Source organism: Nocardia sp. NBC_01327 (assembly GCF_035958815.1).
GTDB lineage: Bacteria > Actinomycetota > Actinomycetes > Mycobacteriales > Mycobacteriaceae > Nocardia.
In genome coordinates this window covers 6,337,581-6,352,163 of record NZ_CP108383.1, presented here as the reverse complement: position 1 = coordinate 6,352,163, position 14,583 = coordinate 6,337,581, and the positions used below count along the sequence as shown (strand labels likewise).

The 14,583-nt window shown below is 65.3% G+C and carries 10 protein-coding genes; 7 read left to right on the top strand and 3 right to left on the bottom strand.

Translation table 11 applies throughout. From position 1 onward, the window contains the following. The first annotated feature begins 1 nt into the window (after window position 1). From OG326_RS29345 to OG326_RS29330, 4 genes are all read left to right on the top strand, one after another. The gene (locus tag OG326_RS29345) at window positions 2-1,531 is read left to right on the top strand and encodes a hypothetical protein (protein ID WP_327140366.1); all 1,530 of its coding nucleotides are present in this window, start codon (window positions 2-4) and stop codon (window positions 1,529-1,531) included. Between the two features lie 195 nt (window positions 1,532-1,726). Continuing rightward, a complete protein-coding gene (locus OG326_RS29340) occupies window positions 1,727-3,364 on the top strand; it encodes a bifunctional aspartate transaminase/aspartate 4-decarboxylase (protein ID WP_327140365.1) in 1,638 nt (545 codons plus the stop codon). A 24-nt stretch (window positions 3,365-3,388) separates the two neighbouring features. Next, window positions 3,389-5,074 carry an aspartate-alanine antiporter gene (gene aspT / locus OG326_RS29335; RefSeq protein ID WP_327140364.1) on the top strand — a complete coding sequence of 562 codons (1,686 nt, stop codon included), beginning with the start codon at window positions 3,389-3,391 and terminating at the stop codon, window positions 5,072-5,074. Between the two features lie 26 nt (window positions 5,075-5,100). Further along, window positions 5,101-6,252 carry a type II asparaginase gene (locus tag OG326_RS29330; protein ID WP_327140363.1) on the top strand — a complete coding sequence of 384 codons (1,152 nt, stop codon included), beginning with the start codon at window positions 5,101-5,103 and terminating at the stop codon, window positions 6,250-6,252. 60 nt (window positions 6,253-6,312) lie between these two features. Here OG326_RS29330 and OG326_RS29325 read toward each other — a convergent pair whose 3' ends face one another. From OG326_RS29325 to OG326_RS29315, 3 genes are read right to left on the bottom strand one after another with little or no spacing between them, the layout of a single operon-like run. Then, complete coding sequence (locus tag OG326_RS29325; protein ID WP_327140362.1) at window positions 6,313-7,272, bottom strand: isopenicillin N synthase family dioxygenase; 960 nt, start codon at window positions 7,270-7,272, stop codon at window positions 6,313-6,315. Next, a complete protein-coding gene (locus OG326_RS29320; protein WP_327140361.1) occupies window positions 7,269-8,024 on the bottom strand; it encodes an aspartate/glutamate racemase family protein in 756 nt (251 codons plus the stop codon). The genes OG326_RS29325 and OG326_RS29320 overlap by 4 nt, the downstream gene beginning before the upstream one ends. Further along, a complete protein-coding gene (locus OG326_RS29315; protein ID WP_327140360.1) occupies window positions 8,021-9,502 on the bottom strand; it encodes an NCS1 family nucleobase:cation symporter-1 in 1,482 nt (493 codons plus the stop codon). The genes OG326_RS29320 and OG326_RS29315 overlap by 4 nt, the downstream gene beginning before the upstream one ends. A 470-nt stretch (window positions 9,503-9,972) precedes the next feature. On the opposite strand from OG326_RS29315, the gene OG326_RS29310 reads away from it, so the two are divergent. The 3 genes from OG326_RS29310 to OG326_RS29300 are packed head-to-tail and all read left to right on the top strand — an operon-like array spanning window position 9,973 to window position 14,554. Continuing rightward, complete coding sequence (locus OG326_RS29310) at window positions 9,973-11,385, top strand: glucose-6-phosphate dehydrogenase (protein ID WP_327140359.1); 1,413 nt, start codon at window positions 9,973-9,975, stop codon at window positions 11,383-11,385. 47 nt (window positions 11,386-11,432) lie between these two features. After that, window positions 11,433-12,206, top strand: coding sequence for a beta-phosphoglucomutase family hydrolase (locus OG326_RS29305; RefSeq protein ID WP_327140358.1), 774 nt, complete (start codon window positions 11,433-11,435; stop codon window positions 12,204-12,206). Then, the gene (locus OG326_RS29300) at window positions 12,203-14,554 is read left to right on the top strand and encodes a glycoside hydrolase family 65 protein (protein ID WP_327140357.1); all 2,352 of its coding nucleotides are present in this window, start codon (window positions 12,203-12,205) and stop codon (window positions 14,552-14,554) included. Before OG326_RS29305 ends, OG326_RS29300 begins: the two co-directional genes overlap by 4 nt. Window positions 14,555-14,583 lie beyond the last annotated feature (29 nt).

The window sequence follows — 14,583 nt, the reverse complement described above, 5'->3', positions numbered from 1 at the left end:
GATGACCGCCCTGGCCAAGAAAGCCGAGCGTTCGGTAACAACGGTTACCCGTAAGCATTTCAAGGACTGGCATCAGGTGTGTGCCGCGCTGGTTGCGTGGCTGCGTCAGCAGGGCATTGGCGTACCGCCGGACGTCCTCGCCTACGCGCAGCGCGAATACACCCGGGCCCGGTTGCGAAATATCCGGCAGGGTCGGCCTCGTACCGACGAACAGTACCGATCCGAGTACGAGGCGGCCGTCGATGCCGGTGACGCAGGTGCGATCGCACACTCAGCGGACAGGCTGATTCGGACATTGCATCAGCACCGCCAACGGCGAGACGAACACGCCGCAGACATCATCGATATCGCCGAGCAGGTCCTCACTCGCCTCGATCTCATCGATGTCACGTCAGGGCCCGAAGACATGGAAATCTGTCTGCGAGTCATGGACGCCGCCGTGGACGCTCACCGTGCTCTCGCAGTCGGTGATGCCGAGAGTGCGCATCTGGGTGAGATCATGCGCATCAAGAGGCTGGACAGGACTTACAGCCGCCGCATCGGACGATTTCTGCGTGACGAGATCGCCAAATTCCACCTCGAGAGAGCAGAGGCTCTGGTCGTGCACAGCGCTGATGGGGAGATCAATGCACTGGTCTCAGTCGTTCAACGTGTCAGCGAGCGAACCGATGAGATAGGCAAACCGAACTCCGAGACGACGCTGATGCTGTTCACCCGTTTGTGTGCGATGGCCATTGCCTATTCGCACCCTGACGTCAACCGTCGCCTCGCACCGGTGCGAGAGGAGTTGCTGCGCTGGTTCGGCAAGAGTCACGCGGAACGCGACGCGCGTCGAGATGCCCAGGCACTACTGAAGTTGATGGCCAATCATGGTGTGCGGGCTGTGGATCTGCTACGTGTGTCACGGTTTCTCAGCATCGGGGACTTCCTCATCGCGCGCCAGCTTGCTCACTGGGCGCAAGCCGGCGATTCGGAACTGCAACGCCGTTTCGCACCGGACGGTGGTGCCGATCCGAATCAATTGCGGATCTATGTGCTCGAACGAGCCGTAGATTTCTACAGCAAGATGCAACGCAACTCCCGGTCCTCGGGCTGCGCGGGGGTGCTCTCCAAGCTCGCTCGTGAAGAAGCCCGCCTCTTGAACGTCACGGTCACTGAACTGCTTGTACGGATGCCTAAAAGGCAAGTGCCAGCATGGAATCCGCCACCACCGCAAGATGTTGATCTGATCCGTGGACAGGTTGACAATATGGTGCTGCAAGCCATTATCGGCGTGCCTCTCGACAAGTATCAGGTCATGCGGTTGCGTCACGATCTCGACCCGATCCTCGCCTTCCTGAAAAGGCCCGAGATATATGGCGTAATCACCATCCGCACTGAGGATATGCGGTCACCGATTCGCCGCGAGATTGCTCGGGATGGCGATGAAGGCGACGACGAAGACCCACCCACCAGGCGCACAAGCCGCTTCGACATGTTCGGCACCCCGCTCGACAACGAGCTTCTTTCGGCGGATGAAGAGCTGCTGTAGTCATTCTGCCCGGCCCGCTCGTCCCCGTCTGCCGATTCGGTCGAGATCGCGGCGCTGATCGTCGGGCAGGAGGGGTTGGAATACCTCCGATTTGCTGCGGGGTTGCTGCATAATGATGCAGGATTCACTTCGAAGGTCACGATGAGCGCTGAATTTGGGAACCTGCCGGACGTCGACATGCGGAGGTTTTGGAGAATGAGCGTTGACAATACCGAGGTCGACCGGGCTACCGAGAAGAAGTACGAGCAGCTCAGCCCGTTCGAATTGAAGAACGAACTCATCGATCTGGCCGACGAGAATCTGAAGAAGACCGCTCATACGATGATCAACGCGGGGCGCGGCAATCCGAACTGGACGTCCATCGTTCCCCGTGAGGCGTTTTATCTGCTGGGGCAGTTCGCGGCCGGTGAGGCCAGGCGGGACTGGGGTGAGTTTCCCGAACTGGCGGGGATGCCGCAGGCCGACGGTATCGCGGGACGGCTCGATCAATTCCTCACCGCGCAGGCGGAGACCCCGGCCGTGGCGCTGCTGCGCGGCGCGGTCGACTACGGCACCGCGCGGGCGGGTTTCGACGCGGACGCCTGGGTGGGTGAGCTGGCCGATGCGATCCACGGTGACCACTATCCCGTCCCCGATCGCATGCTGACCCAAATCGAGAAGGTCGTCCACGACTATCTGGACCTGACCATGGGCGGAGCCCCGGCGGGCGGATGGGACCTGTTCGCCACCGAGGGCGGCACCGCGGCGATGTGCTACCTGTTCGACAGCGCCGTGGTGAACGGACTGCTGGCGCCGGGGGACCGCATCGCGATCATGACCCCGATCTTCACGCCGTACCTGGAAATCCCTGAGCTGGAACGCTTTCACTTCGATGTCGTCGAATTGCAGGCCTCCAGGGAGACCGCGACGGGCATGCACACCTGGCAGTACCCCGCCGCGGAGATCGAGAAGCTCACCGATCCCACGATCAAGGCGCTGTTCCTGGTCAACCCGTCGAATCCGCCGTCGGTGATGCTGGATCACTCCACCATCGAGCGAATCGCGGAGATCGCGGAGAAGGTGAACCCGAACCTCACCATCATTACCGACGATGTGTACGGGACCTTTGTCGAGAACTTCCGATCGCTGATGTCGATCGCCGCGGCGAACACCATCGGCGTCTACTCCTTCAGCAAGTATTTCGGTTGCACCGGTTGGCGTTTGGGCGTGATCGCGGTGGCGAAGGACAATTCCTTCGACAAGCGGATCGCGGCGCTGCCGCAGGCGGAGAAGGATCGGCTGACTCGGCGCTACTTCTCGATCGCACTGGAACCGGAAAAGCTCAAGTTCATCGATCGCATGGTCGCGGATTCACGGGACGTGGCGCTCAATCACACCGCGGGATTGTCTACGCCCCAACAGGTTCAGATGGCATTGTTCGCGCTCTCGGATCTGCTGGACAAGGATTCGCAGCATCGCAGGGACTGCGAGGCGATCATCGCCCGCCGCCTGAAGGCCCTGTGCGACGGCCTCGAGATTCCGGTGCCGCAGGATCCGAACGCGGCGAACTACTACGTGGAGATCGACCTCCTGGTCTGGGTGCATCAGAACTACAGCCCCGAGTTCGCGACCTGGCTGCAGGCCGAGCACGAGCCGGTCGATCCGGTGTTCCGGCTGGCCGAGGTCGGATCGGTGGTACTGCTCAACGGCGGCGGGTTCGACGGCCCGCAGTGGTCGGTGCGGGTATCACTGGCCAATCTCTATCAGCGCAGCTACGACACGATCGGTGCGGCTCTGCGGGCGGTCATGAACGACTATCACGAAGAATTCCGGAGCAGCACCGCGAGCCACTGACCGCGCCCGACCTAGGAGGGATTCATGGACGCTGTCAAAAGGCTGCTGCAGGACACCCCCGAGCTGGCGCTGTTCCTTTGTCTGGCAGGGGGTTACGCGGTCGGCAAGATCCGGGTGTGGAAGCTGTCGCTGGGTGGAGTCGCCGGCACCCTGATCGTGGCCATCTTCGTCGGCATGGCAGGGCACATAGTCCTGAACGACCAGGTCAAGAATATCGCCTTCGCCATGTTCATCTTCACCCTGGGCTATATCTCCGGTCCCACATTCTTCGCCAGCCTCAACCGAAAGAGCCTGCGGTACGGCACATTCACCGTGATCGAGGTCGCCAGCGTCCTGAGTATCACCGCGGCCGCGGTGCTCATTCTGAATCTCGACCCCGGTACCGCGGCGGGTCTGATGGCCGGTGGCGCGACGGAGTCCGCGGCGGTCGGTACCGCCACCGACGCCATCGCCCGCCTCGATCGGCCGGCCGTCGAGATCGCCACGCTGCAGGCGAATGTCGGTACCGCGTACTCGATTTCGTATATCTGCGGACTGATCGTGGTCGTACTGCTGTCGAGCCAGATCTTCCCGCTCGTCATGCGCGTCAACCTGCGCACCGAGGCGGAGAAGCTGTGGAAGCAGCTCGGCGGCGGCGATGACGACGATGACGGCCAGCATGTGGCCGCCGCGCCCGAGCTGGTCGGCCGCGCGTTCAAGGTCGAGCAGGTCGCCGGGCGCACCATCGGCGGGGTCATGTCCGACCTCGGTGGCAATCTGACCGTGGAACGGGTTCTCCGGAAGGGCGATTCGGTCAGCGCCGCCGCCGACACCGTCCTGCAGCCGGGGGACGAGGTGCTCGTGGTGGGGCGGCGCGAGGATATGGTGCCGGCCGAAGGCGCCATCGGCACCGAGATCGTGCCCGGTGCGGCGCTGGGGACCAGCCTCGACATCGCCCAGGTGGTGCTCGATCACCGCCACGTCAAAGCCACGACGCTGGGTGAATTGGGGCAGCACCTCGGGACCGGGCTCTACGTCACCGGCCTGGTGCGCGAGGACAAGGAACTTCCGCTGCGGCCGAACACTCCCGTCCAGCGCGGCGACACTCTCAAACTGACGGGGGCGAAGGCGGATCTCGCCAAAACCGTTCCGGCGCTGGGCTATCGGCTCGACCCGAGTGTCAAGGCCGACATCATCTACATTGCGCTTGGGGTGGCGCTGGGGTTCCTGATCGGCAAGGGGGTGGTGCAGCTGGGCACCATTCCGCTGACGCTCGGCACCGGTGGCGGCTGTCTGCTGTCCGGATTGCTGTTCGGCTGGTTCCGATCGAAGAATCCGGTGATCGGCCAGTACGCTCCGGCCGCCGCGGACGTCATCAAGACTCTCGGCCTATCGGTGTTCATCGCGGTGGTGGGTTTGACCTCCGGCCCGCAGGCCGTGAGTCTGGTGCAGAAATTCGGCTGGGGCCTGCCGATCACCGGTGTGCTCATGACCGGCATCCCGGCGTGCATCTCACTCGCGGTCGGATGGAAGCTCATGAAGCTCCCGGCGCCACTCGTACTGGGCGCCATCACCGGTCAGCAGTGCTCGACGCCCGGCATCACCGCCGTGCAGCAGGTCGCGGGCAATACCACCCCGCTCATGTCCTACACGATCGTCTACGCCCTCTCCAATGTTGTCCTGCCGCTGCTGGGACCGGTCGCCGTGGCAATGGCGACAACTCTCGGCTGACCGACCGGAGTCGGAAGGAGTGTCGAATGGCGCGAAAGTCCGCCACTGTATTCGCGAGTGTTGTCGCCGGCGTTGCTGTTCTGGTCGTGGGGTGCAGCGATCCGGCCAGTGACAGTGCTCCGGCCTCCACCACGGCCACCTCCGGCCGGGCCGCCCCCGCGCCCGCGTCCGGTCAAGCCGCCCCCGCGCCCGGCAACCTGCCGCGGATCACGATCCTGGCCACCGGCGGCACCATCGCCGGCAAGGCCAATGCGAACTCCGCGGTCGGCTACACCGCGGGCGAGGCCAGCGCGAAGGACCTCATCGACGCGGTCCCCGGCATCGACAAGATCGCCACCCTCTCCACCGAGCAGATCTCCAATATCGGCAGCCAGGATATGAGCGATGCGGTCTGGCTCCCGCTCGCCCGCCGGATCAATGAGATCTTCGCCGGCAACAAGGCCGACGGCGTGGTGATCACGCACGGCACCGACACCATCGAGGAGACCGCGTTCTTCCTCGACAATGTGGTTGCCGCCGACAAACCGGTCGTGCTGGCCGGATCGATGCGGCCCTCCACGGCGCTCAGCGCCGACGGCCCGGCCAATCTGCGCTCGGCGGTCCAGGTGGCCGCATCGCCCGACGCGCGGGGGCACGGCACGCTGGTGGTGCTCAATGACACCATCCACGGCGCGCACGATGTGACGAAGACCAATACCACCAGCCTGCAAACCTTCGTCTCGCCCAACGACGGCCCGGTGGGTCACGTCGATGCCGCGGAGGTCCACTTCTACCGTCCCGCAACCGAACAGCACCGTCCCCGCTTCCCGGTCCCGGAGAATTCGATGCCGCGCGTCGACATCGTCTACTCCTATGCCGGTGTGGACGCGGACCCGGTGAACGATGCGCTCGGCCATGACGCCAAGGGCATCGTGCTCGCCGGTGTGGGCGACGGCAATACCGCCAAACCGGTCCTGTCCGCCCTCGGCGACGCGGCGAAGAAGGGCATCATCGCGGTGCGCTCCACCCGGGTCGGTTCGGGCTCGACGGTCCGCAATGCCGAAGTGAACGACGACGATCTGGGCACCGTCGCCTCCCTCGACCTGAACCCGTCCAAATCCCGAATCCTGGTGCAGCTCTTGCTCGTCAACGACATCACCGACCCGCACAAGGTCCAGGACGCGTTCGCCACGCGCTGACCGCGACCGCAGCGTCGGCTGAGGTCGCGGCAGGGCGCGGAGCCGGAGGAATCCGGGTGCCTAGAGCGCGAAGCTCGACTCGGTCTTGGCGATCATGTTCGCGCCGGAGGTGATGGGCTCGAACAGGTCTGGCGTATCGGTGTCCTTACAGGTGGGCAGGGTTTCGATGAGGGTGTCGTAGTTGGGCTGACAGAAGAAGGGGAAGCTCAGCCGGCGGGCGGCGGGGGTGCCCGGGGGTGGATTCTGGACTCGGTGGAGAGTGGAGACCCAGCGATTATTGCTCCAGCGCTGCATGAGATCGCCGATATTGATGACGAAGGAATCGGGGACGGGTGCGACCGGATGCCAGCGGCCGCCGGTGTGCACTTGCAGTCCACCGACCTCGTCACGCTGGTACAGCAGGGTGAGACTGCCGTAGTCGGAATGCTCGCCGACGCGGAGCTGGCCCGGTTCCGGGTCGTCGTCCAGCGGCGGGTAGTGGTTGGCGAAGAGATTGGAGATATGGCGATCGATGTGGTTGTCGAAGAACGCTTCCGGTAACCGCAGCGCCAGGGCGAACAGGCGCATGAGGTCGGCGGCGAGGGCTTCCATGGCGCGGTAGTACTCGCTCCACACCTCGCGGAATCGTGCGGAGTGCCGCGGCCAGATATTGGGGCGGAAATTGACTCCGGCCTGTGCGGGGGAATAGTACGGGTCGTCGGGCGGAATCGTCAGTGCGCCGATGGAATAGAACTCGACCAGATCGGCGGGAGTCATCCTGCCGCGCGTCTGGGCGAGCGCCCGGGATTTCGGCGGCATATAGCCGCGGCTGATACCGGGTTCGATCGAACGGTAGCGGAGCTTCTCCTCGATCGGGAGATCGAAGAATTCGGTTGTCACCGTGTACATTTCGTCTAGCAGATGTGGATCAACGCGGTGGCCGACGATGCCGAAGAATCCGACCTGATGGTTGGCCTGGTCGATCTGTGCCGCCACACGCTCGCGGGGTAGCGACAGATCGATGAGCGGAACGACGGTCACAGGGTGGCCCCTTTCGCGGGACGAGTGTGGATGTGTGTGCTGACCGGCCAGCCGGGACGCGCTTTCGGCATCGGCGGGGCGTAGCTCGCGGACTTGGCGGTGCGCAGACGCAGATCGACCAGTCCCTCGGCGATCTTCACCGCTGCCGCAACGCCGTCGATCACCGGAATGCCGAGAATTCCGCGCAGCTGTTCGGCGACGTCGGCCATGCCCGCGCATCCGAGTACGACGGCCTCCGCGCCTTCGGCGATGACTCGCTCCGCGGCTATCCGGACGGCCGCGAGGGTGCGATCACCGTCCGAATCCAGTTCCAGCACACCGAGTTCGGTGGCATCGATGGCGGCGCAGCGGGACAGCAGCCCAGCCGTGAGCAGACTGTCGTGAATCTGCGGCACCGATCGCCGCAGCGTGGTGACGACTCCGAATCGGGGACTGATCAGCATTGCTGTCATGGCCGCCGCTTCGGTGATGTCGACGACGGGGACATCGAGCAGTTCACGGGCGCCCTCACGACCGTGCTCTCCGAAACCCGCCATGACGAGTGCGTCGAATTCGAGGTCGAGAGTCGTGATCCGGTCCAGCACCGCCGCCGCGCTCAGGAAACTGTCGTAGTAGCCCTCGGCGGAGGACACGCCCCATTCGGGTTGCAGGGCAATGATTTCGGTGCCGGGTCCGGCGGCCGCCGCAGCGGCCGCACCGATCGATTCGGTCATCGCCGCGGACGTATTGCAGTTCATCACAACGATTCTCATGACACCGGCGCCAATTCCGGGCTCGGGTCCACCGTGATCTGGACCGGCGCCGCGTGCCGGCCCGCCCAGGACAGCGGCAGATACACCAGCACGGCGAGCACGACGCCGATGCACCACGAGAACGGCGCGGCATCGGTGAACGCCGGAACCAGCGCCGTCACCGCCGCGATCACGGTGGCCGGGACGATGGCCGCCACGGCCCGCGGATTCACGCCCTTCTCGAAGTAGTAGGGGCCCTCGGGATCTGCCGAATACAGGGCGTGCACGTCCACTCGACCCCGCCGGATCAGCCAGTAGTCCGCGACGAGCACGCCGAACAGCGGGCCGAGGAACGCGCCGAGTCCGCCGACGAAATACTTGATGGAATCCGGATTGCTGTACAGGTGCCACGGCAACGGCAGAATCGACAGCACGGCCGCGATGAGCCCACCGCGCAGGAAGGTGATGCGCCGGGGCGCGAGATTGGCGAAATCGTAGGCGCAGGAAATGAAGTCGGCCACGATATTGATGCCGATGGTGGCGATGACGAATACCATCGCACCGACCAGGATCACCGGCGTGCTGTCGGTCCTCTCGATCAGCTTCACCGGATCGGTGATGGCATCGCCGTAGACCACGATACTGGCCGAGGTCACCGTGACCGCGACGATGGCGAACAGCGTGAAGTTCACCGGCAGCCCGAAGAAGTTGCCCCACACCACCGTTCGCCTGTTCGGCGCCAGTCGCCCGAAATCGGCGAAGTTCAGCAGCAGCGTCGAGAAGAACGACACATTGAGCGCGACGGCGGCGAGCATTTCATAGCTCAGATGCCACCCGGTGGCCTGATCGGGGGACAGGTTGAAGGAGATGTGGCCGTGCGATTTCGCGACCATCCACAGGGCAAGCGCGAACATCATGATCCACACCGCCGGTCCGGCCCAGTCCTGGAAGCGGCGCACGGTGTCCATACCGTGGCGCACCACCAGGAGCTGGATCACCCACATGACCGCGAAACACAGCCAGCCCAGCGCGTGCAGGCCCAGAAAGGAGTGCGCTGTCAGCGATTTCAGTCCCGGCGCCATCCGCAGCACAGCGATCTGCAACCCGACCGAACCGAGATAGGTGAGGATGCCGTAGTAGATGACCGCGATACCGGCCCGGATCATGGCCGGAATATTCGCGCCGAATACGCCGAAACTTGCTCTGGCCAGCACCGGAAACGGAACCCCCGTGCGCTGTCCGGCAATGCCGGTGAGGTTCATCAACCCCCAGATGATCAGCACGCTCACCACGAGCGCGATGAACACCTGCCAGCCATTGAGTCCCATGAAGAACAGTGCGGCGGCGAAGGTGTAGACGGTGATGGAGTGGATGTCCTGCATCCACATGGCGAAGATGTTGTAGATACCCCAGTTCCGCTTCTTGGCTGGGGCGAGGTCATCGTTGTAGAGGGCAGGGCTGTACCCCTCGGGCAGCCCGCTGGGCAAATACTCGGACATGGCAGAACTCACTGTTCGTGGGCACGGCGCATCGACGCCGTGCGAACGGAGCGGGCGCGACTGCGCCGCGAATGCGGGTCCACAACAGAACCCGGAGCGTGCCGGGCATGACCCGGCCGGAAGCAACGAACGAAGTGAGGGTCTACCAGACCCGGCCGAGATCGACCGAGAGCAGCGCCAATCGAGGCGTCTGCGCAGCGACGGCGCGCAGGCAATCGGCAACCGTGAACGTAATACGTTGTCCGCTCATCGAATTCGCCACCACCCTCCACCGTGCGTCTCAGCGAGATATGCGCTGACGATACGGCGGCGGCGTTACGGCCCGGCGGTGGTGTGTTACATCCATGCGAACACGGCGGGCAGGTCGGCGGCGTTCGGCTGCTGTCGCCCGAGACTTCCGGTGTTGCGGTCGGTAACCTCGGAGTAGCGTCGGCAGCTGTGCCGTGGTCTTCCTGCGCGAGGAGCCTGACATGAATGCGACATCGACCCGTGCCGACGCGTTTGTCGTCTTCGGGATCACCGGGGATCTGGCGGCGAAGATGACCTTCCGGGCGCTGTATCGCCTCGAAGCGGCCGGGCGGCTGAACTGCCCGATCATCGGGCTGGGACACGCGGATTGGTCCCACTACCGGCTTGTCACCGCGGCGCGGGAGGCGCTGGCGGCCGGCGATCAGAGCGTGGACCCGGAGGTATTCGAGCGGCTGGCTCGGCGCCTGAGCTATCTGCGCGGGGATTTCAGCGATCCGGCCACGTACCGGGAACTCGCCGAGCGTCTGGAGAATGCCTCTGCGCCAGTGTTTTACCTGGCGATACCACCCGCACTGTTCGGCCCGGTGGTCACGGCGCTGGGGCAGGCGAAACTCACGAACGGCGCCTCGGTGCTGATCGAGAAGCCGTTCGGACACGACCTCGACTCGGCTCGCGCTCTCAACGAGGAACTGCACCGCACCCTCGACGAAGACCAGATTCTGCGGATCGACCACTTTCTGGCCAAACAACCGGTGCTCGACATCGCCTTCCTGCGCTTCGACAACATCATGTTCGAACCGGTGTGGAATCGCGATCACATTGCCGCCGTGCAGATTACGATGGCCGAGGACTTCGGCGTCGAGGACCGCGGGCGGTTCTACGATTCGGTCGGGGCATTGCGCGACGTGGTACAGAACCACCTGCTGCAGGTGCTGGCCCTGCTCGCCATGGAGGCCCCGGCGGGGCCCGGTTCGCGTGCGCTGTGGGACAGCAAGGCCGATGTCTTCCGGGCCACCGCGGACGTCGACCCCGCCCACACGATCGCCGGCCAGTACGAGGGCTACCTGGACGTGACCGGTGTGGGCAGAGAATCGGTGACCGAGACGTACGTGGCCCTGCGCCTCGAGGTGAACACCCCGCGCTGGGCCGGTGTGCCCTGGTTCATCCGGGCGGGCAAAGCGCTCGCCACCCGCGCCACCGAGGTCAGGATTGTCTTCCACCGCCCGCCGCCGCTGACATTTCTGCCACGGCCGCAACCGGTCGCCGCCAACCAACTGGTACTGCGGATCGATCCGGACCCCGCTCTGCGGCTGATCCTCGCCTCGCAGGGCGCGACCGGCACGACCGAACAGGCTGTGCACATGGATCTGCCCTTCGCCGCCGAACTCGGCCAACCGCCCGAACCCTACGAGCGCCTGCTGCACGATGCGCTGACCGGTGCGCATTCCCTCTTCACCCGCGAAGACGTGGTGGAGGAAACCTGGCGGATATTGCAGCCCATGATCGATCATCCACCGAAACCGGTGTCCTACCCGCGCGGGTCGTGGGGGCCGGCCGGTGCCGACGAACTGCTGCGTGGTCACCCCGGCTGGCAGCTGCCCTGGCTGCCCGATACCGGCAACACCGGCACCTGAGCGCACACGGGCCCGAGGCGACCAACACTACGAGCGGAGATCTGACGATGACCTCACCCGATCCGCAGGAACTCGGCGTCCTCGGACTGCCGCACGGCATCCGCGCCTGCCTGTTCGACCTCGACGGGGTGATCACCCAGACCGCGAAGGTGCACGCCGCCGCGTGGAAGGAAATGTTCGACGCCTATCTGAAGACCCGGGCCGAGCGCGGCGAGGAACCGTTCGTCGCCTTCGACCCGATCGAGGATTACGACACCTATGTCGACGGCATGCCGCGCGCCGACGGGACCCGGGCATTTCTGAAATCCCGGGGAATCACTGTGCCCGAAGGCAATTCCGACGACCCGCCCGACGCCGAGACGGTGCAGGGCCTGGGCAACCGCAAGAACGAGATCGTGCTGCGCCGCATTCACGACGACGGGGTGCAGGCGTATCCGGGCTCGGTCACCTACGTGAATGCGGTGCGGGCGGCCGGGTTGCGGCGCGCGGTGGTGTCCTCGAGCACGAATTGCCAGGACGTGCTCATCGCCGCTCATATCGAGGAGCTGTTCGAGGAACGCATCGACGGCATCACCGCACAGCGGGAGCATCTGGCCGGTAAGCCCGCCCCGGACATGTTCCTCGCCGGAGCCCGGGCGCTCGGTGTCGAGCCGGCGGAGGCGGTCGTGTTCGAGGACGCTCTGGCCGGTGTCGCCGCGGGGCGCGCCGGTGGATTCGGTTATGTGATCGGGGTCGACCGGGCCGGGCAGGCCGAGCAGCTGCTGGCGCACGGCGCCGACCGGGTCGTGACGGATCTGGCCGATCTGCTGGGCAGCAAATGATCCACCACCCTTCGTTCAAGGTCGAGCCCTGGTGCCTGCGGGCGACCGGATTGGATCTCGGCATCATCGCGCAGGTGGAGTCGGTGTTCGCGCTGTCGAACGGGCATATCGGCTGGCGCGGAAATCTCGACGAGGGCGAACCGCACGGGCTGCCCGGGTCGTATCTCAACGGGGTGCACGAATTGCGCACGCTGCCGTACGCGGAGACCGGCTACGGCTATCCGGAGTCCGATCAGACGGTCATCAATGTGACCAATGGCAAGCTCATCCGGCTGCTCGTCGACGATGAGCCCTTCGATCTCACCTACGGCCGGGTGGATGCGCACGAGCGGTGCCTGGACTTCCGGGACGGGGTGCTGCACCGGAGTACCGACTGGGTATCCCCGGCCGATCGTGGTGTTCGGGTGTCCTCGATCCGATTGGTGTCGCTGGTGCAGCGTTCCATCGCCGCGATCCGGTACGAGGTGCAGGCGCTGGATCGGCCGGTGCGGGTGGTGGTGCAGTCCGAACTCGTTGCCAATGAAGAACTTCCGGCGCCGGACGCCGATCCCAGGGCCGGGCCGACGAATACCGCGCCGCTGGTGGGGGAGGAGCATGCGGCGAAGGGCACCCGCGCCGGGCTGGTGCATTCGACCCAGCGCAGCAGGCTGTATCTCGCCGCGGTGATGGACCATATCGTCGACGGGCCCGACTCCACCCAGGTCGAGTCGGAGAGCTTCCCGGATCTGGGGCGGGTGACCGTGACCACGGACCTGCAACCGGGACAACGGCTTCGGATCGACAAGTTCGTCGCCTACGGTTGGTCGGCGACCCGCTCGCTGCCCGCCGTGCGCGATCAGGTCGACGCCGCTGTCGCCGGTGCGCGCCGCACCGGGTGGGATGCCCTGTGCGCCGAACAACGGGAGTACCTCGACGAATTCTGGTCTCGCGCCGACATTCTGCTCGAGGGTGATCCCGAAATTCAACAGGCGCTGCGGTTTTCGCTGTTCCACCTGCTGCAGGCCGGTGCCCGGGCCGAAGGCCGGGCCATCCCCGCCAAAGGTCTCACCGGGCCCGGTTACAACGGGCATAGTTTCTGGGATACCGAGTCGTACGTGCTGCCGGTGCTGACCCAGGTCGTTCCAGATGCGGCGGCGCACGCACTGCGGTGGCGGCACGCCACGCTGCCCATGGCCACCGCGCGGTCCGCCCAGCTCGGCCTCGCGGGCGCCGCGTTCCCGTGGCGCACGATCCACGGCGAGGAATGCTCGAGCTACTGGCCCGCCGGGACGGCCGCGTTCCACATCAACGCCGATATCGCAGACGCCGTTCTGCGGTACATCGACACCACCGGCGATCACGGCTTCGAGCGTGATATCGGTGTGGAGTTGCTGGCCGAAACCGCCCGGCTCTGGGCCAGTCTCGGTCATCACGACGCCGACGGCCGGTTCCGCATCGACGGTGTGACCGGACCCGATGAGTACAGCGCCGTCGCCGACAACAACGTCTACACCAATGTGATGGCGCAACAGAACCTGCGCGCCGCGGCCGACGCCGCCGCCCGGCACCCCGATATGGCTCGCGCACTCGGGCTCCACGAGGAGGAGACCGCCTACTGGCGCGACGCCGCCGAAACCATGTACATCCCCTACGACAAGGCGCTGGGCGTGCACCCGCAGGCCGAGGGTTTCACCGACCATCAGGTGTGGGACTTCGCCGGTACGCCCGCCGACGGCTATCCGCTGCTGCTCAACTATCCGTACTTCGACCTGTATCGCAAACAGGTCGTCAAACAGGCGGACCTCGTGCTTGCCCTGTATCGCCGCACAGATGCCTTCACCGCCGATCAGAAGGTCCGCGACTTCGACTACTACGAGCGGCTCACCGTCCGGGATTCCTCGCTGTCGGCATGCACGCAGGCGGTCATCGCCGCCGAAGTCGGACACCTCAGCCTCGCCTACGACTACCTCGCCGAGGCCGCGCTCATGGACCTCGACGACCTCGAACACAACACCCGCGACGGTCTGCATATCGCCGCCCTCGCAGGCTCCTGGATCGCCGTCATCGCCGGACTCGCCGGCATGCGAGATCAGAACCGCGCCTTGACCTTCGCACCCCGACTACCCGAAACCGTGACCCGCCTCGCCTTCACCCTCCACTGGCAGGGCCGCCGCCTCGCCATCGACATCACCGCGCAGGCGGCGACCTACACCCTGCGCGAGGGCGACCCACTGCACATCACCCACCACGACCACACACTCGTCGTGACCACCGACCACCCGATCACCCAGCCGATCACCGACTCTCCGCCGCCAACCCCCACACCGACCCAACCTCCCGGGCGAGCCCCGACCCGGCGACGTGCGTGACCCGCAGCGGCATCCGGGACGGCGACCCG

Coding starts and splice junctions, on each gene's coding strand:
- OG326_RS29345 (WP_327140366.1), top strand. CDS start 2: ATGACCGCCCTGGCCAAGAAAGCCGAGCGTTCGGTAACAACGGTTACC.
- OG326_RS29340 (WP_327140365.1), top strand. CDS start 1,727: ATGAGCGTTGACAATACCGAGGTCGACCGGGCTACCGAGAAGAAGTAC.
- aspT (WP_327140364.1), top strand. CDS start 3,389: ATGGACGCTGTCAAAAGGCTGCTGCAGGACACCCCCGAGCTGGCGCTG.
- OG326_RS29330 (WP_327140363.1), top strand. CDS start 5,101: ATGGCGCGAAAGTCCGCCACTGTATTCGCGAGTGTTGTCGCCGGCGTT.
- OG326_RS29320 (WP_327140361.1), bottom strand. CDS start 8,024: ATGAGAATCGTTGTGATGAACTGCAATACGTCCGCGGCGATGACCGAA.
- OG326_RS29315 (WP_327140360.1), bottom strand. CDS start 9,502: ATGTCCGAGTATTTGCCCAGCGGGCTGCCCGAGGGGTACAGCCCTGCC.
- OG326_RS29310 (WP_327140359.1), top strand. CDS start 9,973: ATGAATGCGACATCGACCCGTGCCGACGCGTTTGTCGTCTTCGGGATC.
- OG326_RS29305 (WP_327140358.1), top strand. CDS start 11,433: ATGACCTCACCCGATCCGCAGGAACTCGGCGTCCTCGGACTGCCGCAC.
- OG326_RS29300 (WP_327140357.1), top strand. CDS start 12,203: ATGATCCACCACCCTTCGTTCAAGGTCGAGCCCTGGTGCCTGCGGGCG.